Source organism: Streptomyces sp. NPDC051173, assembly GCF_040689515.1.
Classification (GTDB): Bacteria; Actinomycetota; Actinomycetes; order Streptomycetales; family Streptomycetaceae; genus Streptomyces.
Map to the genome: position 1 here is coordinate 13803 of NZ_JBFBBD010000070.1, position 22922 is coordinate 36724.

Sequence of the window (22922 nt, forward strand, 5' to 3'; positions counted from 1 at the left end):
GGCACCGGGTGACCTGCGGCTGTGGCGGGTTGGAGTATGCCCGATCGGCGGCCGGACGTCACGGGTTGACAAATCCGATGGGAGCACCGGACGGGATTGGTCCAAACCATTGACCGTACTGGTCTAGTCCTTCTACGGTTTGCGCACCGTTCACCGCGTTCATGCCAACACATGACGCGTGCGGGTCACCCCCCAGCTCTCCCCACCCACCGAGGAGAACCATGTACGGACCGCACCAGAACGCCCCCCGCCGCCGCGCCCGGACGCTGCTCGCGGCCTTCGCCGCCGCCGGAGCGATGCTCGCGTCCACGCTGCTCACCGGCACGGCGGGCGCGGCCGCCGCGGACAGCGGAGGCACCGGCACCGGCGACACCTCCGCCGGGCACCGGGTCGTCGGCTACTTCACCGACTGGGGCGTCTACGGCCGCAATTACCACGTGAAGAACATCGAGACCTCCGGCTCCGCGGCCAAACTCACCCACATCAACTACGCGTTCGGCAACGTCACCGGCGGCAAGTGCGCGGTCGGCGACTCCTACGCCGACTACGACCGGGCCTACGACGCGGCGGGCAGCGTCGACGGCCAGGCCGACACCTGGGACAACGGCGCCCTGCGCGGCAACTTCAACCAGCTGCGCAAGCTCAAGAAGCTCCACCCGAACCTCAAGGTCATCTGGTCCTTCGGCGGCTGGACCTGGTCCGGTGGCTTCGGCGAGGCCGCCAAGAACCCGGCCGCGTTCGCCGACTCCTGTTACAACCTCGTCAAGGACCCGCGCTGGGCCGATGTCTTCGACGGCATCGACATCGACTGGGAGTACCCCAACGCCTGCGGCCTGACCTGCGACACCAGCGGCCGGGACGCCTTCCGCGACGTGATGGCGGCGCTGCGGACGCGGTTCGGCGGCAACAACCTGGTCACCGCGGCGATCACGGCGGACGGCTCGGCGGGCGGCAAGCTGGAGGCCGCCGACTACGCGGGCGCGGCCCGTTACGTCGACTGGTACAACCCCATGACCTACGACTTCTTCGGCGCCTGGGACGCCAAGGGCCCGACGGCCCCGCACTCCCCGCTGACCTCGTACGACGGCATCCCCAAGGCCGGGTTCGACACCGACAGCGCGATCAGCAAGCTCCTGTCCATGGGCGTGCCGCCGTCGAAGCTCCTGCTGGGCATCGGCTTCTACGGCCGCGGCTGGACGGGCGTGACGCAGGCGGCGCCGGGCGGCACCGCGACGGGGCCCGCCGCGGGCACCTACGAGCAGGGCATCGACGACTACAAGGTCCTCAAGTCCAAGTGCCCGGCCACGGGCACGGTGGCCGGGACCGCCTACGCGGCGTGCGGCGGCGACTGGTGGAGCTACGACACCCCCGCCACGATCGCCGGGAAGATGGCGTACAAGGACCGGCAGGGCCTGGGCGGGACGTTCTTCTGGGAGCTGAGCGGTGACACGGCGGACGGTGAGCTGATCAAGGCGATCAACTGACCTGACGCCACGGCCGGTCCCGCGTCCCGCGGGGCCGGTCGGTTCTTTCCGGTCCTGGAACGTATCCCGTCTCCCTGCCGGTTCCCGGGCCGTCCCGGAGACGGCCCGGCCGGAACGCCGGCCGGTGCCACGTCGCGCCCCCTCGCCCTCTCGGCACGACGACCCTCTTGGGCCCCTGTCCTGAAGTCCCTTGGCACCTCAAGGGCGATGGCGGGGGCGACAGGAGCGTGACGGTCAGGGCGAGGGTGAGGAGCAGGACTTCGGCGACGGTGCCTTCGGGGCCCGGAGGGTCGGTCCAGTAGCCCCCGTCCTCGCCCCGGCCGTGCTGGGGCGGGGCAGGGAGCTGGGTCAGGAGCGTTCCCAGCAGCGGCACCGTGGCGACGGTGGACGCGAGGAGCCACGTGTCCTGATGACGGCCGGTCCCGATCCCGGCGAGCAGGAGCGCGGCACACAGGACTCCGACGGTTTCGAGCAGGTAGTAGGCGACGGCGACGTAGTGCGGGGTCTCGTCGCCGGGGATGCCGCCCTGGTCGTCGATGTGGATCCAGACGATGACCAGGCACAGTGTGGCGGCCGTCATGCGGACGACGCGGTCGATGACGCGCCCCTGGCGGTTCATACGGTGCACCTTCCCGGGTGAGGACGAGTGTGGCGTCGGGGGCGGGGCGGCTCGCCCGTCCCGGAGTGACGGGCGAGCGTCGTGCGGCCGGGCCCGGGCCGGCCGCCCCGAGGTGAGGCGGTCGTCGGCGGTCGAGCGCCCCATGGCGGGGAACCCCGACTCGCCAGGCCCTCAACAGACCTGGGGATGACACATGTTGCTGCCCCGGGTGACAAGGGAAACGTGAATGTCACCGGAGCGACCCTCGTGCGCAATACCGGCCGTGTGCAATGGTGGCTGGGTCAGGAGCCGGGCTGTGACGGGGTGTCCACGGCCGGGCAGCGGGTGAGGCGTTCGGTGCGGCGCCGGCCGTCAGGCCGGTCGCAGATCGGCGACGGGTTCGGCGGGGTCGAGTACGTTCTCGCCGTACAGGTCGCGCAGCCAGTTGGTCTGGTAGACGGTGTCGAGATAGCGCTCGCCGAGGTCCGGGGCGATGGCCACCGCTGTGAGATCCCGGTCGCCCTGCCGGTCCAGCCAGTCGACGGCGCCGCTGACCACGGTGCCGGTGGAGCCGCCGAAGAGGAAGCCGCGCCGGGCCAGGCGGTGGCACGCCCGGATGGTGTCGCCTTCCTCGACGATGACCACCTCGTCCACATAGGACTCGTCCAGCAGGTCCGGGCGGACACTGGTGCCCAGGCCGGGGATCATGCGGCGGCCCGGTTCGCCGCCGAAGGTCACCGAGCCCGCGCTGTCCACCGCGACGATCCGTACCTGCCGGTGCAGTTGACGGAAGTAGCGTGCGCAGCCCATCAGGGTGCCGGTGGTGCCCGCGCCGATGAACAGCACGTCCAGGCGGGGGAAGTGGCGGGCGATGGCCGGTGCGGTCGTACGGAAGTGGGCCTTCCAGTTGTCCGCGTTGGTGTACTGGTTGAGCCATACGTACCGCTCGTCGGCAGCGCACAGCGATCGGACGTGGGCGATCCGCGCGCCGAGCAGCCCGCCGTCGGCCGCGGGTTCGGAGATGATGTGGACCTGGCCGCCGAGGGCCTCCATGAAGCGCCGGGCCGACAGATTGCAGCGGGCGTCGGTCACGCACACGAAGTCGTAGCCCTTGCTGGCGGCGATGATGCTCAGGGCCACGCCCAGGTTCCCGGACGAGGACTCGACCAGGATCGACCCCGGCTTGAGGGCACCGCTCCATTCGGCCGCCTCGACCATTTCTGTCGCCGCCTTGAGTTTGATCGAGCCGGCGAAATTGAAGCCCTCGCACTTCAGGAAGAGGGTGTGCCTGGCGATGGGGCGCAGGTCGACATAGAGGTCTTCCTCGTTGAAGTCGGTGGGGACGGAGATGACTGTCATGACGCCTTCCTCAGCAGGGGCAGCGGTGCCGGCTGTTCAGCCATAGCGGCGCAGTTCGTGGAAGAAGTCGTCGACGACATGGAGCCCGCCGGAGCGGGCCACCTCGTCGTAGACGTACTTGCCCACCGCGAGGTCGAGGATGCCGAGGCCGAACGGGGAGAACACGACGGTCCTGTCCGCCGGCGGGGTGACTCGTCCGGTGGTGACGTCGTCGAGGGTGCCCAGGAGGAAATCCCTGCTGCCGGTGCGCTGTTCGGCGAGGTGGGGTGAGGTGTCCGCTTTGAGGCAGTGGTCGATGTCGTCGGTGATGTTGACGGAGGAGAGCACGATCTCGGGGGCGAGGTCGCGCAGGGAGATGTGCAGCACCAGCGGGTGGTGCTCGAACCACGACAGCTCGTGGATGTGCGGCTTCCCCGCGACGGTGGCGAAGACGATCAGGTCGCTGTTGCGGATCAGCTGCTCGGCGCTGTCGTGCACGGTGACCCACCGGCTGTCACCGGACTGCTCCAGGTAGGTGCGGAACCCGGCGGCGCTGTCGGCGGACAGGTCGTGCACGCCGATCTGCTCGAACGACCAGCCGGTGCGGTCCAGGAAGGTGTGGATATAGCGGGCGATCAGGCCGGTTCCGATGAATCCGACCCGCCGGGGGCGCGGACGGCCGCGGCTGAGCCGCTCGGCGGCCAGGGCGGCGGACGCCGCGGTCCTGGTGGCGCTGATGATCGAGCTCTCCAGGCAGGCGAACGGATAGCCCGTGTCATGGTCGTTGAGGATCAGCACGGCCGAGGCCCGCGGGATGCCGGCCGCCACGTTCGCCGGGAAGCTGGAGATCCACTTCAGCCCGTCCACGGACGACGGTCCGCCGATCGAGGCGGGCAGCGCGATGATCCGGGAGGAAGGACGGTCGGGGAAGCGCAGGAAGTAGGAGGGCGGGTTGACCGAGGCGCCCTCGGCGTGCAGGCGGTAGGTGGCCTCGACCAGCGCGACGACGTCCTTCTCGTGTCCTTCCAGGGCGTGCTGGACCTGATTTCCGGAGATGACCGCGAACGACGGGACGAGCGGTGGCGCGGCCGGGGGGACGGGGGATGCGGCGGACTGGGGTGTGGTCACTTACGGGTCACCTCGATGGTTGGCGAGCAGGCTGTCAGGGGTATGGGGTCGGCCATCGCGACGAGGACCTCGCGCGGCCCTTCGAACGGCTCCCTGCTGTGCGCGGTGCGGACGTTGTCCACGAGCAGCAGATCGCCGGCCTGCCACGGCTCGCGCACGGTGTGCGTCTCGTAGACCGTGTTCAGCAGCTGGACCGTGTCCGCGTCGATGGGGTCGCCGTTGCCGTAGGCGGTGTTGAACGGCAGCCCCTCGGCACCGTAGACGTCCACCAGGTATTCGCGGACCTCGGGCGCGATCGTCCACTCGTTGAGGAAGGCGACCTGGTTGAACCAGCAGCGACGGCCGGAGACGGGGTGGCGCACCACGGCGCTGCGCCGCTGACGGGTGCGCAGACCGCCGTCGGGCAGCCACCGGAACTCGATGGCGTTGGCGCGGCAGTAGCGTTCGACGGCGCCGGGGTCCTCGGTGCCGAACGCCTCGGCGACCGAGGCTCCGATCTCGTCGTTGTAGGTGCGGGTCAGGAGCCAGCCCTGCCGCTCGAACCGCTTGACCAGCTTCCTGGGCAGTGCGTCCAGGACGGTCGGCGCGTCGGCCAGCGCGGTCGCCCCGCCGCCGGTGGGCGCGGTCAGACAGGCGAACAGCATCAGGCCGGGGAACTCCAGGGTGTAGCTGAGCTCGTGGTGCATGCACATCGGCTGGTTCTGGGGCCACGTCGAGGACGAGTAGACGCCCTCGTCGTGGACCTGCCGAGGGGCGAAGCTCTCCCGTTCCGCCATCAGCTCCGTGGCCAGTGCCCTGAAGACCGCCCCGGTGCCGACCGGGTCGCGCAGGTCCAGGCCGCGCACCAGGACGCAGCCGTGCTCCGCGACGACGGCGCGCAGCGCGCCACGGAGGCGGGCCGCCCAGTGCGCCGGCTCGCCGCCGGAACCGGCCGGCAGCATCGGCGGCCTTCCGGGGCGCAGTTCCACGTCGAGGAGGGCTGCTGAAGGTGGCGATGACATATCGGTGCTCCTTCCTTCGTCTTCCCCCGTGACTTCCCGTGCGGGTTTCACGAGGTGGTCGGTGGGCGCGGCGGGTCCTGCGGCGCGGGGGATGCCACGCGCCGCCCGTCGACGAGAGCGGCCAGGTCGGCCAGGACGGGGTGGTCGGTGAGGTCTTTGAGGGAGACCGCGCGGTCGAGGGCGATCGCCAGCTTCACGGCCGAGAGCGAGGTGCCGCCCCGGTCGAAGAAGTGGTCCTCGCGTCCGACGCGGTCCTGCGGGACGCCGAGGACCTTCGCCCAGGCCCCGGCCAGCCGGGCTTCGGTGGCGGACCGCGGGGCCCGGTGGTGGGCCCGGTGGTTGTTCTCCTCTGCGGCCTCGGGCCGGGCGGCAAGGGCGGTGAGCGCCTTCTTGTCGATCTTGCCGTTGGGCGTCAGCGGCAGCTTCTCCCGCCAGTGCAGGACGGTGGGGACCATGTACGGGGGCAGGGTCGCCCCGAGCCGCTCGCGTACGGTGTCGGCGTCGAGCGGCCGCGGGCCGCTGTAGCAGGCCACCAGGTGCTTGCCCTGGTCACCGCTCCCGGCGACCACCACGGCACCGTCACGGATGCCGGGCACGCGCAGCAGCGCGTTCTCGATCTCGCCGATCTCGATCCGGAAGCCGCGGACCTTGACCTGGGCGTCACGGCGGCCGAGGAACTCCAGCTTGCCACCCGGAAGCCAGCGGCCGAAGTCGCCCCCTTTGTAGAGCCGTTGGCCTACGTGGTGCGGGTCGTCCAGGAAGGCCAGCCGGGTGCGCTCGGGGTCGTTGACGTAGCCCCGGCCCACACAGACCCCGGAGAAGACGATCTGGCCGGCGGCACCCAGCGGCACCGGCTCCAGGTGGTCGTCGACGACGTAGACGCGCACATTGCGCACACAGGGACCGAGCGGGATCCGGCCGGACTCCGGCGCGCGCTCCATGACCTCGTGGTTGGTGTCGTCGCACGTCTCCGTCAGACCGTAGGCGTTGACCAGTCTGATCTTCGGCTCGGCGGCGAACCAGCGCTGGGCGAGCTCCGTCTTCAGCTCCTCACCGGTGACCGAGACGCAGCGCAGGTCCGGCAGCGGGCGTGGGTGGAGCTCCAGGTGGGACAGGACGGCTTCGAGATAGGACGGCACGACCTGGAGGACGGCGACGCGGCCGTCGGCGATGGTGTCGACGAAACGCGGGACGTCCAGGATCACCTTCTGCTCGACCAGGTGGGTCCGTCCGCCGACCAGGAGGGCGGAGACCAGCTGCCACAGGGAGATGTCGAAGCACTGCGGCGCCGTCTGGGCGACGACCTGGCCCTCGGCGATGCCCAGGTCGGTGATCTTGGCGTAGAGGTGGTTGAGCATGCCCGCGTGCTCGCACATCGCGCCCTTGGGCTCGCCCGTCGAGCCCGACGTGAAGTAGATGTAGGCCAGTTGGTCCGGCGCGACGTCGAGACACAGGTCGTCGGCGGCACGGCCCGCGTCGCCCTCGGCTTCGACGCCGAGGGTGTCGACGCCGGGAAGGCCGGCGAGGGCCTGGTCGAGGGTGGTGGTACTGCCCGGTTCGGTCACCACGAGGCGGCAGTCGGCGCGGGAGAGCATGGCCGCGATGCGCTCGGGCGGGAAGTGCGGCTCGATCGGGAGGTAGACACCACCGGCCTTGAGGACGGCCAGGACGGCGGCCATCCACTCCAGGGTGCGCTCGGCGACGACGGCGACGACGCCTTCGCGGGCCAGCCCTCTTTCCAGCAGGGCTCGTCCGAGGCGATTGGCACGGGCGTTGAGCTCCTGGTACGTCCACTGCCGGTCACCGTGGACGGCGGCGACGGCGTCCGGGTGGCGGCGTACCCGCTCCTCGAAGAGTTCGTGCATCCGGCGGTCGGGCAGGGCCCGGCGCGGTCCGGCCAGATCACGGAGCTGGAAGCGGCGTTCGGCGGCGGACAGCAGGCTCTGCCCGGCGTGTCCGGCGTCGGGGTCGGCGGCGAGGAGCGTGAGCGCGGTGAGGTGGTAGCCCGCGACGCGGGCGGCGTACCCCGCGTCCAGCACCTCCGTCCGGTACCGCAGCCGCAGCGTCGTCCGCTCGCCGTGCCGCCCGACGCGCACCCGCAGAACGATGCCCTCGGCGAGCCCGGCGCCGTCGCCGAGAGGGGCGGGCCCCTCGTCGGACAGGTCGAGTTCCGTCTCGAACAGCACGTCGGGCGGGCCCGGTTCGCGTCCGGAGCCGTCCACCGTACCGCTCCGGTGCGACAGTTCCGCCGCCACCCGTGCGCACGTCGGCACCAGCTCGCGCCATGTACGGGGCGATGTCGTCACCCCGCAGGGCAGCGCCGTGCCGCCCTGGGCGGGCAGGTAGCCGGTGGTGACCTCGGGCTCGCCGCACAGCATGGCGAGCACCTTGGCGTGCGCGGCCAGCAACACGGCGTCCAGCGGCACCCCGAGCGCCTCGGCCCGCCGGACCAGCGACTCCAGCAGGCCTGCGGGAACAGGCATGTCGTGTTCGGCTACGCCCGCCATCGGATCGTCGCTCCACCGCGGGATGACGGTGGGCCCACCGGCGACAGGCGCCTTCGGCCGGAACTCCCGGCCGTCTTCCGTCGGTCCGCTCATCGGTCCTCTCCCGGTCCCTGATCGCGGTCGCGCCGGGCACCGGTCCGTGGCGCCGCGACGGTGGCTCGTGGTGTGCCGGCCGCTCGGCCGGCCGCTCGTGGCGGGAGCCCCCTCGGCTCGGCATGTCCGGTGACGGCCGTGCCGGTGTTCCCGTTCCGGTGCGAGGACTGCGGGCGTTCGGCCTCCCGGACCGGTTCCGGCCGGCCCCCGGGCGTCTCGGTGGCCGGGTTTCCTCCCCAGCGCGCCTGCCGGGGCACGTCCTCGCCCTTCATCAGGAAGGCGTCGGCGGCCAGCACCGCGCCGTCCCCCATGGTCACGCCGTAGTGGACCAGGGCATTGATGCCGACGGTGCAGCCACTGCCGAGCGTGGTCCGGCCCGACTTGAACGTGCCGTCCTCCTGCGAATGGCACTGGATCTTGCTCGCGCTGTTGAGCATGCAGTCGTCACCGATGACCGTCAGTGTCCGCTCCGACAGGTCACATCCGTCGTCGAAGACCCGCTTGCCGATCCGGACTCCCAGCAGCCGCCAGAGCACGCTCTTGAACGGGGTGCCGTTGAAGGCGTTGAAGTGTGTCTGGGGCACCTTCCACAGGCGCTCGTGGTGCCAGAAGTACGGGTCGTAGATGGAGCACACCTGCGGCTGCAGCGGCCGGAACCTGGTCAGGCACCGTTCCGTCAACGCGAAGTAGAGGGCGGTGAATCCGATGCTGAGCACGAGGAACAGGGCGTCCAGCACCTTGCCGGCCGTGTCGTACCGCTCCGCGGTCACGAGGAGCAGCATGGTGAGCCCGAAGAAGTGCCCCCACCGTATGAGCAGGACGATGCCCATCGTGCGCAGGTTGTACCGGTTCTTCGCAGCGAGACGGCGGTGCAGCTCGTCGCCGGTCCTGAAGCGGTCGAAGCGGGTGTCGCGTTCCACCGTGCGCGGGATCTCGAAGGACGGTGAGCCGAGCAGGCCGACCCCTTCGCGGATCTCGCCGTCGAGCGGCACCATCGCCTTGGTGGCGATCAGGCAGTTCTCCCCCGTCCTGCCCTGCGGGGGATAGGCGATGTGGTTGCCGAGGAAATTCCGTGCGCCGATCGACGTCCTGGAGAGCACGAAGGACGTGCTGGAATAGTCGACGTTCATGATCGAGAGCCCGTCGGCGACCATGGTGCCCTGGCCGACGACGCTCAGGTACGGGCTGTCGTGCTTGATCCCGATGCCGAAGTTCGAACCGGTCTGCTCGACGGCGGTGAGGCGGTACCCCAGGCTCCGCAGGTAGTGCACGATGTAGGAGCTGTCGCCGAAGAGCCAGAGGAAGAACCGGGTGTTCGTCGTCAAGGAGACGGTCCTCAGCAGCCCGTACCGCACGCCGTACAGCGGATAAACCCGGCCCGGCCGCAGCCCGAGGTGCAACAGACGGGGAACGGTGAGCAGCGCGGCCAGGCCCCCCACGACCAGGGCGGCGAACAGGACGAGGGAGATCACCAGGGCATCGGTGTAGAACACCGCGGAGAGCGGGGACTCCGCCGCCGCGTCCGCCCGGCCGAGCAGCCTCGGCACCTCGTCCAGCAGCACATACGTGAGCCCGAACCACATCGGCATGACCAGCAGACACGTCCGCAGGAGCCCCGACAGCCCGAACAGGGCCCGGCGTACGGTGCCGCACCTGGCCGGGGCGGCCCTCCGGTAACTCACATCCGTGCGCTGGGCCGGGGAGCCGTGCCACCGCTCGCCGCCCGGCACCCGTTCACCACTCTGCAGCGCGGAGGCGTGTCCGAGCTGCGCCCCGTCCCCCATCGACGTCCCGATGTCGAGCACGGTCTGCTCGCCGACGAACACCTCACGGCCCAGCGTGACGGGACCGGTCTGGATGCACCCGGAGAGGGCCCGGTAGCACAGGAAGTAGGAGTCCTTGCGGATCACCGTTCCGGCTCCGATGGTGAGCAGATCGGTGCACACCGGAATGCTGCGGGAGAGGATCACGGTGTTCTTGCCGACCTTCGCGCCGAGGGCCCGGAGGTACAGCACATAGAGCGGGCTGCCGACGAAGAACAGCATCGGACTGGCGTGCACCAGGACCTTGACGACCCAGAACCGCACATACGCCGTCCCCCAGACCGGGAACTCGCCCTGCTTCCACCGGCCGATGAGGATCCACTTGACCACGACGGGGAAGAGGCAGAGAGCGACGAACTCGGCACTGCCGAAGACGACGGCCCGTTCGTAGCCGTGGAGAGGTCCCGCGCCATCGGAGACCCACCGGTAACCGAGGTCCGATGCCCAGGTCATGAGCCATGAATAGGCGAGCACGAACAGGAGTTGCAGTGCTCCGCACAGGACATGGCGCGGTGCACTGCTCGGTGCGGGCACTTCCGCCGGAACCGGGGCAGGGCCGGGGAGATCGGGGACTGCGTCCGCGAATGCCGCCGCGAGGCTCCGGATGTCCGGATATTTGTAGATGTCCTTCATCGACACCGACGGAAGGTCCGCCCGCTTCCTCACCCGCGCGCAGAACTGCGCCATCACCAGCGAATCGGCGCCCAGGTCACGGAAGAAGTGGCCGTCGGCCGGCACCTGTTCGGCATGCACGACCTCGGCCAGCAGCTCGGCAAAGGCTTCCTGCACCCCGCTCGCCGGCATCCCTCCCCGCGGGGAAATCCCTGGATCGGCCGGACCGCCGGACGGAACTTCGACAGGTTCTCTCACCACCGCACCTCCTTGAGAAAGTCACATGCCACCCGCGCGGGCGACTGCGGTGCACGAACGCCTGGCAACCGCCCGCAGTCGGATGGGGCGCCGGAAACACACGGCTGCGGGCGTTCTGAGCACCGAAATCCGCCGGATCGACCCCTGCGCGACTGATGACGCAAAGGGCTGGAAACCAAGGCAGATTCCGCGGGACAATCAGCTCGATGAGCATGACTGCCTACCGAGAGAAAAGCAGGGGCCGCAGCACTACGCCGGGTCTTCCCCCATGCAATCCCCACCCCTCAAGGATCACCGAACAGATCGCCTGAACAGATCGCCTGATGGATCCGCGTGGCTCGCACGGACCGGACCCGCCCGCACCCAGGGCTTCCTGTCCGTATTCCGTATCCCGCTCACGCTTTCCGGGCACGAGCCCGTGGTTGAACCTAGGATCAGCCCGAGGTACGGACCAGCCGGGAACAGGCCAACGAAATATGGCCCGCGACTGCCGGGCGGGCGATGATCCCCATCACCCCGGAAACCTGGCCATTATCTGAGACCCCATCCGCGCACCGGCCCACCGCCTGGCACTTCACACACGCCGGACCGGCCTTTCCGGAAGCCGCACCGTGCAACAAAAAAGTGGCAGCCGTTTTTCAATCATCCCAAACGGCATATCTCACATAAAAGCGGAATGAACGCCTACACGGCACGGCAGGAAGTGATCGGAAATACACGCGGGCGGCCGCGCCGGCTGACCCAAAACAGTCAACGCGTCGCGGCCGCCTGATAAAGCTTTAATCCGCCGCCGGTAACGGTGCACCATATTCCGGCAAACTCGTCCCCAGCACGCCCGGGGCCAGAATTTTAACTTTTCCTTGATCCTGGAGAAGCCCCCTCTTCCGGGAGGTCACCCCCCGACGGCTCTCACTCCGGCACGCCCTCCACGAAGAGGAGGCGGCGCTTCAGGGCCTTCTTCGCTATCTCGCGGGCCTCGGCGTACTCCGGGGACGCGTACCACCGCTTGAGCCCTTCCATGTCGGGGAACTCCGCGACGATCAGCCGTCTCCCGGCCTGCCACTCGCCCTCGGCGGCCTCGACGTCCGCGCCGCGGACGACGTAGCGGCCGCCGTGGGCGCTGATGGAGGCGGAGGCCAAGGTGCGGTAGATGGCGGCCAGTTCCTCGTCGAGGACCTCGACCTCGGTGATCACATATGCAGTCATGCCGGCCATGGTGCCAGGCGCCCCGGCGGACGCCGTGCATCACCCCGTCAGGAACGCCCGCACCTGGCTCGTGACCGTGGCGTCCGTCAGCAGGTCATTGTGCTTCAGGCAGGCGGCTGTTCGCGTGTTGACGGCGCCTTCCAGCGCGGTGCTGGAGACCGGGACGATCTGCTCGTCGCACGACGACCACCACGTGGCGTAACGCACCGGCCCCGGCGTCCCGGAGCCCGCGTTGAGGCGGGAGAGGACGTAGGACCCGGGGGTCATGTCCCGGCATCCCTGGTCCCAGAGCGCGCACAGATACGCCAGGCCGGTGCCGTGGTTGGGACCGGCCAGCGACACCCAGTGGGCGATCTTGGCGCCGCCTTCGCCGAACTCGACGTACCAGCGGGAGGGCAGGCTGCCCAGGCTGTGGGCGACGATGTCCGCCCGCGACGCCCCGGTGCGGGCCAGCACGGCGTCGACATGGGCGGCCAGTTGGCCGGCCAGCACCTCGTTGGTCGATCTGGTGGTGTCGTACGACCAGGCGTCGAGCCGGTCCGCGGGATATCCGGCCCGGACGAAGGCGGCGCGCATGCCGTCCCATACGCCGGGCCCCGCGTTGCGGCCGTGCACGAAGATCACCGGGTTCGGCGGGGCCGTGGCGCCGGCCGGGGCGGCACCGAGGGCGGCGGCCGCGCACAGGACCGACAGGAGGGTGGCGAGGACGCGACGCATGCGGAAGCCCTTTCCGGGGGCGGGCTGTCGGCAGGGGAGCGCACTATGTCAGCAACCCTCCGAACGGGGAAGCCCTGTTCGCCTCACAGCTCCTTCCGCAGCGGCGCCGGGCACGTCGGCTCGAAGTCCTCGATCGCGCGGAGGGTGTCGCCCAGGCCGCGTACGAGCAGCGAGCGCACCGTCTCGCGCGGGAGCTCCTCGGTGCGCAGCCAGTCCAGGGTGACGCCCTCGACGCTGGAGAACCAGCCGATCAGCGCGGTGCGGGCGATGACGGGGAGGTCCCGGCGGCCCCAGGCGCCCTCCGCGATCGCGGCCAGCAGCCGCTCGCGGACGCCGTCGCGCAGGGCCAGGACCTCCTCGTCGGAGCCGACGCCGCCGGTGACGACCGCCCGGTACGCGGCCTGGTGGTGCTGCGCGTAGCGGAGGTAGCCGTCGATGGTGTGGCTGACGCGGTCGGCCGGGGGCAGGTCGTGGGTGGCGGCCGCGCGCAGGGCGAGCTCGGCCACGGAGTCCTCGATGATGGCGAGGTAGTAGCCGCGCTTGTTCTTGAAGTAGTAGTAGATCAGGCCCTTGGCGACGCCTGCGTGCCGCGCGATGTCGTCCATCGACAGCGCGTCGTAGGACGTGTCGGCGAACAACTTCCGCCCGATCGCGATGAGTTCGGAGCGTCTCGCCTGGGAGCGGTCGGTCCCCGCCTGTTGACTATTATTCAAATTCGGCCCTAGTCTCCCGTCACCGGACGTCCGCAGTATGGCAGAAGCCACACTTCTCACTTCCTTACGGGAGGGCGCAGTGAGCGGAACCGACCGACGCCTGCCGGAGGGCAGAACCGGCTGGAAGAAGACGGCCGTGGTGGCCGTCCCCGCCCTCGCCGCCGTGGCCGCGATGGCCACGGCGATGGCACAGGGCGCGCTGGCCGCGTCCTTCGCGGTCTCCGGCACCAACTTCCAGGTGCAGTCCGGGAAGCTGACGAGCAAGGGGCTCTCCTCGTTCGTCCAGACCGACCGCTCCGTGGACGGCAAGGGCCACCCGGTGTCGCTGCTGGGTATCGGCGACGCGCGGCTGAGCGACATCTGCCAGGCCGCCTCCGTGCCCACACCGCTGGGGAACGTCGTCTTCAAACTCACCGCCGGCGGCGGCGCGGGCGAGGTGTCCGCGAGCAAACTGGTCATCGACGGTGAGGACCTCGTCGGCGACGCGACCTTCGGCACCGCGGAGATCGGCCGGGACGCCTCCACGCTCGACCAAGTGCCGGACGTCAAGGGCGAGGCGGGCCGGTTCGGGCTCCAGGCCGGGAACATCACGGTGGCCGGGGTGCGCTCGCACGCCTGGTCCGCGACCGGCGGCAACTTCCGGCTGCCGGGGCTGCGGCTGAACGTGAGCCTGGACGGCAAGAAGTGCTTCTGAGCGGCCGGTTCACCGCCGCGGTGGAGCGGCGGCTGCCGTTCCCGGAGCGGCGGCGGGCGTTCCGGGGATGGCGGCGCACCCGGCCCTTCTGGGCCGGGCTGCTGCTCGTGCTCGGCGGGACGGAGCTGCTGGTCGTGCCGCTGTCACCGGTGACCGTACTGGTCAGCCTGGGGCTGGGCGGGCTGGCCTCGATCGGGATCGGACTGGCGCTGGTCGTCGCGGGCCTGTTCCTGTGGTGCGTGCCGTCCGCACGGCACTACGTGAGCGTCAACGCCCTGATCCTGTCCGCCCTCTCCTTCGCCGCGACGAATCTGGGCGGCTTCCTGGTCGGCATGCTGCTGGGCATCGCGGGCAGCGCCATGGGCTTCGGCTGGACCCCGGCCGAGCGCCGGGAGAGCGGGCCGGGGCCGTCCCGGACGTTGGCGGTCGCCCTGCCGTTCGTGCTGCTCGCGGCGGTCGGCACCCCGGCGGCGGACCGTGCGGAGGCGGCGCCGCGCGGCGCCTCCGGTGTCCCGGCCGCGGCGGTCCCGCCGACCGTGCGCACGTCGCTCTTCGCGCCGCGGGGCTTCGCGTTCGCCGGGGTCACCCAGGTCCCCACGGCCAAGGGGCCGTTGAAGGTGCTGGTCCTCAAGATGGGCTCCGCCTCGCTGAAGGACTACCGGATGACCACGCGGGACGGCGGCGCGGAGATGTCCCTCGGGGCACGCACCCTGGACCTGAGCGGCGATGTGACGCTCTACCTCACGAAGTTCAGCGGGTGCCTGGAGGGCCTGCTGTGCGTGACCTTCTCCCCCGACGGGCTGCCCGTGCCGCCGGTGATCCCGCCGTTCGTCTTCATGACGGACGTCCACGCGGAACAGGCGCTGGTCACCTCGGACGTCATCGGCGCCGACGAACTGCGGGTGGGGGTGACGCCTCCCGGCGCGTGAGGACCGGGCCCGCCGCCGACGGGCCCGCGGGGCGTGCGCATTACGCTGGGCCGACCCGGACCCCGAGCCGCAGCGACGAGGAGCACAGGACCCATGACCGCCCCGCTCGACCTCGCCTTCTTCCACCGGTTCCTCGACCGCGCCACGCGCGTCCTCGTCGCGGAGGCCGCGTATCTGACCGACCTCGACGCCGCCATCGGCGACGCCGACCACGGCGCCAACCTCAAGCGCGGCTTCACCTCCGCCGCCGACGCCCTGGCCGCGGAGGCGCCCGCCACACCGGGCGCCCTGCTCACCGCCGTGGGCGTGCACCTCACCAACACCGTGGGCGGCGCCTCCGGCCCCCTGTACGGGACGGTCCTGCGCAGGATGGGCAAGATCCTCGGCGACGACGCCGTGGTCGAACCGCCGACGCTGGGGCGGGCGCTGGCCGCGGCTGTGGCGAGTGTGCGGCGCCTCGGTGACGCGGCGCCCGGTGACAAGACGATGGTCGACGCGTTGCAGCCGGCCGCGGACGCCTACGCCGAGGCCCTGGCGGACGGCGACGTGACGGCGGCGCTGGACGCGGCGGCGCGGGCGGCCCGCGCCGGCGCGGAGGCGACCGTTCCGATGCGGGCACGGCGCGGCCGGGCCAGCTATCTGGGCGACCGCAGCATCGGCCACCAGGACCCGGGCGCCACGTCGTCGGCACTGCTGGTGACCGCTCTGTACGAGGCCACCGACCCCGAGTTGTGCGCGGCGCCCGTCGAGGCGACGGAGGCGCCCGCCCCGGAGCCAGAGCGCGCGCCGGGCCGGGTCGGCGTGGTGCTGGTCTCGCACAGCCGCGACGTGGCCGCGTCCACGGCCGCGCTCGCCCGCGCCCTGACCGGCACACCCTCCCCCGCGCCGGTCGCCGGGGCGGGCGGGCTGCCGGACGGCTCGGTCGGCACCAGCGCGGAGCTGGTCCGCGCGGCGGTCGCGGGGGTGGACGAGGGCGCGGGTGTGGTGGTGCTGTGCGACATGGGCAGCGCGGTGCTCACGGTCAAGGCGCTGCTGGCCGACGGCTCGCTGAGCGCCGCCGAGGTACGCATCGCGGACGCCCCCTTCGTGGAGGGCGCGGTCACCGCCGTGGTGACGGCGTCGGCCGGTGGTGACCTGGCGACGGTCCTCGCGGCGACCGACGACGCGCGGACCTACCGCAAACTCTGAGGCAACCCGGGGTCAAGATCGCACCGGGTGGCCGAGGCGCGGCGGCCGTGGAAGGCTGGAGCTGGCGAAATACCCTATGCAGCCCATTTCCGGCGTGGAGGTCCCGCCACGGTGTCGTCGCGCAGCATGCCTTTCGCGCTCGTCCTCGTCTATCTCATGGTCATCGTGGCCATCGATCTCATGACCCCGTCCAACCTCCGGCTGGACGTGTTCGCGGCGCTCGCGCCGATGGCGGCGGCCGCGGTGTGCACCTATCAGCAGACGGTCTTCATCGGCCTCCTGGACTTCTTCCTGATGGTGGCGCACCACGGGGTGCTCAACAGCGACGTGGCGGTCAACCGCGTCGGGTCCGTCGTGGGCAACGCCCTGATGGTGGGCGCGAGCATCGCGGTGGCCCGGCTCCGGCGCGACGGCGAGGACCTGCTGGAGCGGGTGCGGGCCACCGGGGAGGCCGCGCAGCGGGCGCTGTTGCGGCCCCTGCCGCTGCGTACGCACAGCGTCGTCGTGGACGGCTTCTACGTGTCGTCCCAGCGGGAGGCGCTGATCGGCGGTGACCTCTACGAGGTCGTCGACACGCCGTACGGGACGCGGGTGCTGATCGGTGACGTACGGGGCAAGGGCCTGGGCACCCTCGGCGCGGGGGCCGCGGTGCTGACGGCGTTCCGGGAGGCCGCCTACCACCGGCGCGACCTGGAGAGCGGGGTGGAGGCGATGGAGCAGGGGCTCTATCGCTACCACCGGTCGGCGGCGTACGAGGCGAGGTCGACGGGAGCGGAGGATCTGGTGCTGCGCGTGTCGGAGGAGTTCGTGACGGCGCTGGTCTTCGGGACCGAGGAGGCCGCCGCGCCGGAGGGGCGGGAGGCCGGCGCGGTGCCCGTGGTGTTCATCGACTGCGGTCACCTGGCGCCGTTCCTCATCGGGCCGGAGGGCGGGGTGCGGGAGCTGGAGACACCGGACCCGGGGCTGCCGCTGGGCCTGGGCGACCTGTCCACGGCGACGCGCACCACGCAACGCGTCGAGCTCCCCGCCGGCAGCCGGGTGCTGGCCTGCACCGACGGCGTCACCGAGGCCCGCGCCCCGGACGGCGGTTTCTACCCACTGGCCGAACGGCTGGACGCGTGGGCCACGCTGTCGACCTCCGAGCTGCTGGACCGGCTGCGCGCGGATCTCGACGCGCATACGGGCGGGAGGTTGCAGGACGACGTGGCCGTGCTGGTGATGGAGCGGGTGTCCGCTGTTTGCGGTTGACCGCGTCCGGGGCTCGGCGCCGTTCCTGACTGCGGGTCCGTTGCCGCCCACGGCGGGAGCTCTCCCGGACTCTGTCCGGGCCCCCAGCGGGTGCGTCCTCGCCGGACGGCTTGTTCTGCCGGACATGATCGTCAACTTGCGGCCGTGCCAGCCCGTCCGGGCAACCCACCAGCCCGTCCGGCGTTCGAGGACACCGCCGCGCAGCGGTGGTGCGGGAACGACGCGGCCTGCGGAGGACTCACCCGCCAGGCCACGGCCTAGCGGCTGAACAGCTCGAAAGCCACCCCCGGGCGTCCTCCGAAGCGTTCCGCCACCGCCTTCATGTTGCCCTCCAGGAAATTGCGGCAGTACGTCTCCGGGTCGTCCTTCGTCAGCGCCTCGATGTAGGTGCGGTGACAGAGCAGGGACGCCACGGCCCGGTCGAGGCCCGTGCTCGCGTCGACGGCGTGGGAGGGGTACGGGGAGCCGGCGACGGCCACATAGCGGACGCCGTCCCAGGGCAGCAGACCGTCGTCGGTGAGCTCGGGGAAGATCCAGCGGTTGCCCGCGTCGCCGACGGCGTCCAGGACCGCCCGGCCGACGGCCCGGTGGTCGGGGGTGTTCCAGTAGACGCCGCCCCACGTGTCGTGGTGGTTGAGGGTCAGGACGAGTTCGGGGCGGTGGCGGCGGATGGCGGCCGCGAAGTCGCGGCGCAGCCGCGGCCCGTACTCGATGACACCGTCGCGGTGCCCCAGGAACTCCACGGTCTCCACGCCGACGGCCGCGGCGGAGGCGCGCTGTTCCGTCTCCCGCAGCGGCCCGGCCTCGGCCGGGGTGAGCGTGTCGATGCCCGCCTCCCCGGCACTGGCCAGCACGTACACACACTCGCGGCCGTCGTCGAGCCAGGTCGCGACGGCCGCGGAGGCACCGTATTCCAGGTCGTCGGGGTGGGCGACGACGGCCAGGGCGCGCCGCCAGTCGGTGGGCATCTCCTTGAGCTGGTCCGCCATGGCGGTCTCCTTCGCTCTTCGACTCGGTGCTCGGGCAGCGTACGTCGGGATTCCTCGCGACGCGCGGGAACCGGGTGGGCCGGCGGTCCGACTACCTGTCCGGACCCGCGCGGACGGGTCCGCGGATGTCGAGTTCTGGAGTGTTTTCTGATGCGCCCTCGTGTGTGGTGCGGTGTGCTGGCCGCTGTGGCCCTGTCGGCGACGGCTTGCGGCGGTGGCGGTGCGAAGAAGTCCGACGACGCGGGGGCCTCGGAATCCTCGGCGCGCGCGGGCTTCCCGGTGACCGTCTCCGACTGCATGGGGGCGAGGACGACGTTCGACTCGGCGCCGAAGAAGATCGTCACCAGCAACGCCGCGAGCCTGGAGCTGCTGATGTGGCTGGGCGCGGGCGACAAGCTGGCGGGTACGGGCTTCCCGCCCGGCAAGGGTGCGCTGCCCGAGCAGTTCGCCGGCCAGGCGGCGAAGGTCCCGGTGCTGGGGAAGATGGGGATCCCCAAGGAGAAGCTGCTGGCCTCGGACGCCGATCTGTACGTCGACTCGTTCTCCTCCATGAAGAACATGGGGAAGATGGGCGACGCCCCGACGGCCAAGGAGTTCGAGGCGGCGGGCATCAAGCACGTCTTCCTGAAGTCGTCGGCGTGCGCGTCGATGAGCAAGGCGCCGCGCACGGACCTCTCCGGTGTGGAGGCCGACGTCCTGGAGATGGGCAAGGTCACCGGCACCTCCGCGCGCGCGGACGAACTGGTCGGCGGAATGCGCAAGAAGACGGACACCGTCCGCGACGCGCTCAAGGGCGTGCCCGAGGCGAAGCGGCCGACGTATTTCTTCTTCGACTACGACGCCGGCACCAAGCAGCCCATGGCGGTGTGCAACCGGCAGGTGGCCAACGCGGTGATCACCCAGGCCGGCGGCCGGAACGTCTTCGCCGACTGCGACGGCGACTTCAAGCCGGTCGGCTGGGAGGACGTCGTCGCCAAGAACCCCGACTGGATCCAGCTCGGCGTCCGCAACCGCGGCAGCGAGGAGGCGAACAAGAAGGCCTTCGACGAGGCCGCCGACTTCCTGCGCTCCTTCCCCGCGACCAAGGACCTCACCGCCGTCAAGGAGGGTCACTTCGTGCGCATCGGCTCGGAGCGGACCACGATCGGCGGGGTGCGCAGCGCCGACACCGTGCGCGAGATCGCGCACACGCTCCACCCGGACCTGGTGAAGTAGGTGGCGGCGCTCGCCACGGCCGCGGAGGCGGAGCGGGAGCGTGAGCCGGGCGCGCGGGCCGGATGGGTCGGCGCGGTGCTGGGGGTGGCCCTGGTGGCCGCGCTCACCGCGTCCGTGTGCCTGGGTTCGACGGACGTGCCGCTCGGCGAGGTGTGGTCCTCGGTGGCGCGCGGCATCCGCGGCGCGGATCCGGTGCCGGGCACCCAGGACCTGATCGTGTGGCAGCTGCGGGTGCCGCGCGCGCTGCTGGCGGCCGTGGTGGGCGCGGGCCTGGGCCTGGTCGGTACGGCCGTCCAGGCGCTGGTCCGCAATCCGCTCGCCGACCCCTATCTGCTGGGCATCTCCAGCGGCGCGTCGCTGGGCGCGGTCGCGGCGATCGTGCTGGGCGCGGGTGCGGGCGGGCTGCTGGGTCTCGGGCTGTCCTCGGCGGCGTTCGCCGGGGCACTGGCGTCCTTCGCGCTGGTGTGGGCCATGGCCCGCCGGGGCGGCGGGTTCTCGCCGCTGCGCCTGGTGCTGTCGGGGGTGGGCATCGGGCAATTCCTGTCGGGCTTCACCCACTATCTGGTGCTCCAGGCCGGGGACGACCAGCAGACCCACGGGGTGCTGTTCTGGCTGATGGGTTCGCTGGGCGGCGCCCAGTGGTCCACACTCGCGCTGCCCGTGGTGGCGGTCCTGCTGGGCCTGGTGGCCCTGGTGGCCCGGGCCCGGGCGCTCGACGCGATGCTGATGGGCGACGAGACGGCGGCCGGTCTGGGCGTGGACGTGGTCCGGCTGCGGCGCGAACTGTTCGTGGTGACCAGCGTGCTCACCGGTGTGCTGGTGTCGGTGTCCGGGGCGATCGGCTTCGTGGGCCTGATGGTGCCGCACGTCTGCCGGATGGTGGTGGGCGGCGCCCACCGCCGGCTGCTGCCGGTGGCCGCGCTGTTCGGCGCGGTACTCCTGGTGGTCGTCGATCTCCTGGCCCGTACGGCCCTGCCGGACCAGGAGCTGCCGGTGGGCGTGGTCACCGCGCTGATCGGCGCGCCGACGCTGCTGTATCTGCTGGACCGACGGCTGGAGCGGGGGTAACGGCGTGCGTGTCGCCATCGAAGGACTCGAAGTGGCCCTGTCCGGGCGGACGGTGGTCTCCGGCGTGGACCTGCTCGCGGAGGACGGCGAGATCGCGGGGCTGATCGGCCCGAACGGCAGCGGGAAGTCGACCCTCCTGCGGACCGTCTACCGCTATCTGCGGCCGCACGCCGGCCGCGTGCTGCTCGGCGGTACGGACGTCCGCTCCCTGACGACGGCGGAGTCGGCCCGCCTGGTGGCCGCCCTGCCGCAGGAGCGCGGCAGCGACTTCGAACTGTCGGTCCGCGCGGTCGTGGCCATGGGCCGGACCCCCTACAAGCGGGCGTTCGCGGGCGAGGACCGCACGGACGCGGACCTGGTCGCGGCGGCCCTGGAACAGGTCGGCATGGCCGGCGCGGGCGCCCGCCGCTTCTCGGCCCTGTCCGGCGGCGAGCGCCAACGCGTGCTGCTGGCACGGGCGCTCGCGCAGGACCCCCGGGTACTCGTCCTGGACGAGCCGACCAACCACCTCGACGTCCAGCACCAGGTGGAACTCCTCTCCCTGCTGCGCGCCCAGCGCCGCACGACGCTGCTCTCGCTCCACGACCTCAACGCGGCAGCGTCGCTGTGCGACCGCTTGCACGTGCTGCACGAAGGGGCGCTGGTGGCGTCGGGACCACCGCGCGATGTCCTGACGCCGGGGCTGCTGGCGGAGGTCTTCGGGGTGCGGGCGGCGGTGGTGGACCATCCGCTTACGGGGGATCCGCTGATTGCTTTCGATCATCGGGGGGTGGGGGAGGGAGAGTTGTCAGGGCTGTAGCGTGGATCCATGGTGACGGAACACCTGGGCGACCGCCTGGGCAGGCTCCGCAGGCTTGCCGGCCTCACTCAAGAGGGGCTGGCCGAGCGTTCCGGCGTGTCCGTGGACGTGGTCCGCAAGCTTGAGCAGAAGCGGAAGCACAGCGCACGCCTGCCGACCCTGCACGCGCTGTCCCGGGGACTGGGCGTCGAACTGACGGCCCTCCTCGGTGACCCGCCCGGAGTGCCGTCCACCGGCGAGGCCGACCCGCCTCAGTTGGTTGCTCTGCGTCGCGCGATCATGCCTCCGCTGTTCGCCCCGCCTCCGGAGCCGAACGGCGCGGAGCGGCTGACCGCCCCTCTTCTGAGGCGCGAGATTTCCGACAGTTGGACCCTGTACCACGACGCCGATTTCGGACGGCTCATGGAGGTACTGCCCGGCATCATCGCTGACGCCCGCTTCGCTGCCGCTGTGGGGAACGTGGACGAACGGGCGGTGGGGCAGGCCGCATTGGGAAAGGCACTGCAATTGGCTGGGCATCTCGCCATCCGCCTGGGGAAGATCGACCTCGCGCTCAGCGCGCTCGAGCGTGCCATGAACGCCGCCTCGGATTCTTCGGACCCGCTGCTCGCACCGATGATCAGCAACAGCGTGGCCTGGAACTACCAGCGGCAGAACCGACTCGAAGACGCCGAGCACATTGCCGTGTACGCCGCCGATTCGGTCGAGACGGAGCACGGAAAGAACGCCGAGGGCCTGAGGGTCTGGGGCGCACTCATCATGTCCGCCGCCACATCCGTCGCCCGTGCCGGCGACTACGGGACAGCGAACGACATGATGACCACAGCGGAGAACGCGACGCACAAACTGGCTACCCTTCCTCCTCCCGCTGACGGAAAGATGGTGTCGGTGTTCAGCCGCTCATCCGTCCGAATCGAGCGCGTCCGCCTCGCTGTCCAGCACGCCCGCCCCGAAGAAGCGCTGTCACTGGCCAAGGGAATGCGCCTCAGCGCCGATACTCCACCTTCCTGGCGTACATGGCTCTTGTTGGACCTCGCCCGAGCCCACACAGACCTGGGCGACGCCGAGGGCGCCGTGAAGGCTCTTGAGAAGCTCCGCCAGATCGCTCCGGCCTGGATGCGACACCACACGCTCACCGTGGCCATCGTGACCGACCTGTGGGCAGGCTCGTACCGCCCGCCTGGCCTGCGGAGGCTTGCCGAGTTCCTGGGCGTCGCCAACTAAGTGGTCTGCGTCGTAAATCCTTCGGGGGTTGATCATGCGGCTGGGGCGGCGGAGGATTCTTCTGGGTGATCGGCGGTGTGCCGGTCGAGT

At 71.0% G+C, this 22922-nt stretch carries 19 protein-coding genes and 1 pseudogene; 10 read left to right on the forward strand and 10 right to left on the reverse strand.

The features are described 5' to 3' along the window. Window positions 1-221: 221 nt before the first annotated feature. Window positions 222-1484 (forward strand): glycoside hydrolase family 18 protein, encoded by a 1263-nt coding sequence (locus AB0435_RS27590; RefSeq protein ID WP_366006418.1) that lies wholly within the window; start codon window positions 222-224, stop codon window positions 1482-1484. Here AB0435_RS27590 and AB0435_RS27595 read toward each other — a convergent pair. The 9 genes from AB0435_RS27595 to AB0435_RS27635 form a co-directional block, all read right to left on the reverse strand. Beyond that, window positions 1477-2103 carry a hypothetical protein gene (locus tag AB0435_RS27595; RefSeq protein ID WP_366006419.1) on the reverse strand — a complete coding sequence of 209 codons (627 nt, stop codon included), beginning with the start codon at window positions 2101-2103 and terminating at the stop codon, window positions 1477-1479. The two genes, AB0435_RS27590 and AB0435_RS27595, sit on opposite strands and share 8 nt — an antisense overlap. 351 nt (window positions 2104-2454) lie before the next feature. After that, on the reverse strand, window positions 2455-3441 hold the full coding sequence (gene sbnA / locus AB0435_RS27600; RefSeq protein WP_366006420.1) for a 2,3-diaminopropionate biosynthesis protein SbnA: 987 nt from the start codon (window positions 3439-3441) through the stop codon (window positions 2455-2457). A gap of 36 nt (window positions 3442-3477) precedes the next feature. Continuing rightward, window positions 3478-4548: a 2,3-diaminopropionate biosynthesis protein SbnB gene (gene sbnB, locus AB0435_RS27605; protein ID WP_366006421.1), complete on the reverse strand. Its 1071-nt coding sequence runs from the start codon at window positions 4546-4548 to the stop codon at window positions 3478-3480. Continuing rightward, complete coding sequence (locus AB0435_RS27610; protein ID WP_366006422.1) at window positions 4545-5549, reverse strand: TauD/TfdA family dioxygenase; 1005 nt, start codon at window positions 5547-5549, stop codon at window positions 4545-4547. The genes sbnB and AB0435_RS27610 overlap by 4 nt, the downstream gene beginning before the upstream one ends. Window positions 5550-5596: 47 nt before the next feature. Continuing rightward, entirely contained in the window at window positions 5597-8149 is a 2553-nt protein-coding gene (locus tag AB0435_RS27615; RefSeq protein WP_366428194.1) for an amino acid adenylation domain-containing protein, read from the reverse strand. Continuing rightward, a complete protein-coding gene (locus tag AB0435_RS27620) occupies window positions 8146-10776 on the reverse strand; it encodes a Pls/PosA family non-ribosomal peptide synthetase (RefSeq protein WP_366428195.1) in 2631 nt (876 codons plus the stop codon). The genes AB0435_RS27615 and AB0435_RS27620 overlap by 4 nt, the downstream gene beginning before the upstream one ends. A 975-nt stretch (window positions 10777-11751) precedes the next feature. Continuing rightward, window positions 11752-12048: a DUF1330 domain-containing protein gene (locus AB0435_RS27625; protein WP_366428196.1), complete on the reverse strand. Its 297-nt coding sequence runs from the start codon at window positions 12046-12048 to the stop codon at window positions 11752-11754. 39 nt (window positions 12049-12087) lie between these two features. After that, window positions 12088-12765 carry a triacylglycerol lipase gene (locus AB0435_RS27630; protein ID WP_366006426.1) on the reverse strand — a complete coding sequence of 226 codons (678 nt, stop codon included), beginning with the start codon at window positions 12763-12765 and terminating at the stop codon, window positions 12088-12090. Between the two features lie 83 nt (window positions 12766-12848). Continuing rightward, window positions 12849-13478 carry a TetR/AcrR family transcriptional regulator gene (locus AB0435_RS27635; RefSeq protein WP_366006427.1) on the reverse strand — a complete coding sequence of 210 codons (630 nt, stop codon included), beginning with the start codon at window positions 13476-13478 and terminating at the stop codon, window positions 12849-12851. Window positions 13479-13557: 79 nt separating this feature from the next. On the opposite strand from AB0435_RS27635, the gene AB0435_RS27640 reads away from it, so the two are divergent. From AB0435_RS27640 to AB0435_RS27660, 5 genes and pseudogenes are all read left to right on the forward strand, one after another. After that, window positions 13558-14172: a DUF6230 family protein gene (locus tag AB0435_RS27640; protein ID WP_366006428.1), complete on the forward strand. Its 615-nt coding sequence runs from the start codon at window positions 13558-13560 to the stop codon at window positions 14170-14172. Further along, window positions 14163-15101 (forward strand): DUF6114 domain-containing protein, encoded by a 939-nt coding sequence (locus tag AB0435_RS27645; RefSeq protein ID WP_366428197.1) that lies wholly within the window; start codon window positions 14163-14165, stop codon window positions 15099-15101. The genes AB0435_RS27640 and AB0435_RS27645 overlap by 10 nt, the downstream gene beginning before the upstream one ends. A gap of 93 nt (window positions 15102-15194) precedes the next feature. Next, a pseudogene (gene dhaL, locus AB0435_RS27650) lies at window positions 15195-15809 on the forward strand (dihydroxyacetone kinase subunit DhaL); the annotation flags it as partial. A gap of 96 nt (window positions 15810-15905) precedes the next feature. Next, the gene (locus AB0435_RS27655) at window positions 15906-16289 is read left to right on the forward strand and encodes a PTS fructose transporter subunit IIA (RefSeq protein ID WP_366428204.1); all 384 of its coding nucleotides are present in this window, start codon (window positions 15906-15908) and stop codon (window positions 16287-16289) included. 126 nt (window positions 16290-16415) lie between these two features. Then, the gene (locus AB0435_RS27660; RefSeq protein WP_366006430.1) at window positions 16416-17537 is read left to right on the forward strand and encodes a PP2C family protein-serine/threonine phosphatase; all 1122 of its coding nucleotides are present in this window, start codon (window positions 16416-16418) and stop codon (window positions 17535-17537) included. A 257-nt stretch (window positions 17538-17794) separates the two neighbouring features. On the opposite strand, the gene AB0435_RS27665 is transcribed toward AB0435_RS27660, so the two are convergent. Further along, the gene (locus AB0435_RS27665; RefSeq protein ID WP_366428198.1) at window positions 17795-18526 is read right to left on the reverse strand and encodes a PIG-L deacetylase family protein; all 732 of its coding nucleotides are present in this window, start codon (window positions 18524-18526) and stop codon (window positions 17795-17797) included. Between the two features lie 150 nt (window positions 18527-18676). Between AB0435_RS27665 and AB0435_RS27670 the strand changes: the two genes are divergently transcribed. From AB0435_RS27670 to AB0435_RS27685, 4 genes are read left to right on the forward strand one after another with little or no spacing between them, the layout of a single operon-like run. Further along, window positions 18677-19741 carry an ABC transporter substrate-binding protein gene (locus AB0435_RS27670; RefSeq protein ID WP_366428199.1) on the forward strand — a complete coding sequence of 355 codons (1065 nt, stop codon included), beginning with the start codon at window positions 18677-18679 and terminating at the stop codon, window positions 19739-19741. Further along, a complete protein-coding gene (locus AB0435_RS27675) occupies window positions 19742-20809 on the forward strand; it encodes an iron ABC transporter permease (RefSeq protein ID WP_366006433.1) in 1068 nt (355 codons plus the stop codon). It abuts the gene before it with no gap. Window positions 20810-20813: 4 nt separating this feature from the next. Beyond that, window positions 20814-21608 (forward strand): ABC transporter ATP-binding protein, encoded by a 795-nt coding sequence (locus AB0435_RS27680; RefSeq protein WP_366428200.1) that lies wholly within the window; start codon window positions 20814-20816, stop codon window positions 21606-21608. 9 nt (window positions 21609-21617) lie between these two features. Further along, entirely contained in the window at window positions 21618-22832 is a 1215-nt protein-coding gene (locus AB0435_RS27685) for a helix-turn-helix transcriptional regulator (protein WP_366428201.1), read from the forward strand. Window positions 22833-22922: the final 90 nt, after the last annotated feature.

Bases quoted from the DNA above. Each gene is read 5' to 3' on its own strand.
- AB0435_RS27590 (WP_366006418.1), top strand. From the start codon at position 222: ATGTACGGACCGCACCAGAACGCCCCCCGCCGCCGCGCCCGGACGCTG.
- AB0435_RS27595 (WP_366006419.1), bottom strand. From the start codon at position 2,103: ATGAACCGCCAGGGGCGCGTCATCGACCGCGTCGTCCGCATGACGGCC.
- sbnA (WP_366006420.1), bottom strand. From the start codon at position 3,441: ATGACAGTCATCTCCGTCCCCACCGACTTCAACGAGGAAGACCTCTAT.
- AB0435_RS27610 (WP_366006422.1), bottom strand. From the start codon at position 5,549: ATGTCATCGCCACCTTCAGCAGCCCTCCTCGACGTGGAACTGCGCCCC.
- AB0435_RS27615 (WP_366428194.1), bottom strand. From the start codon at position 8,149: ATGAGCGGACCGACGGAAGACGGCCGGGAGTTCCGGCCGAAGGCGCCT.
- AB0435_RS27620 (WP_366428195.1), bottom strand. From the start codon at position 10,776: ATGCCGGCGAGCGGGGTGCAGGAAGCCTTTGCCGAGCTGCTGGCCGAG.
- AB0435_RS27625 (WP_366428196.1), bottom strand. From the start codon at position 12,048: ATGACTGCATATGTGATCACCGAGGTCGAGGTCCTCGACGAGGAACTG.
- AB0435_RS27630 (WP_366006426.1), bottom strand. From the start codon at position 12,765: ATGCGTCGCGTCCTCGCCACCCTCCTGTCGGTCCTGTGCGCGGCCGCC.
- AB0435_RS27660 (WP_366006430.1), top strand. From the start codon at position 16,416: ATGCCTTTCGCGCTCGTCCTCGTCTATCTCATGGTCATCGTGGCCATC.
- AB0435_RS27665 (WP_366428198.1), bottom strand. From the start codon at position 18,526: ATGGCGGACCAGCTCAAGGAGATGCCCACCGACTGGCGGCGCGCCCTG.
- AB0435_RS27670 (WP_366428199.1), top strand. From the start codon at position 18,677: ATGCGCCCTCGTGTGTGGTGCGGTGTGCTGGCCGCTGTGGCCCTGTCG.
- AB0435_RS27685 (WP_366428201.1), top strand. From the start codon at position 21,618: ATGGTGACGGAACACCTGGGCGACCGCCTGGGCAGGCTCCGCAGGCTT.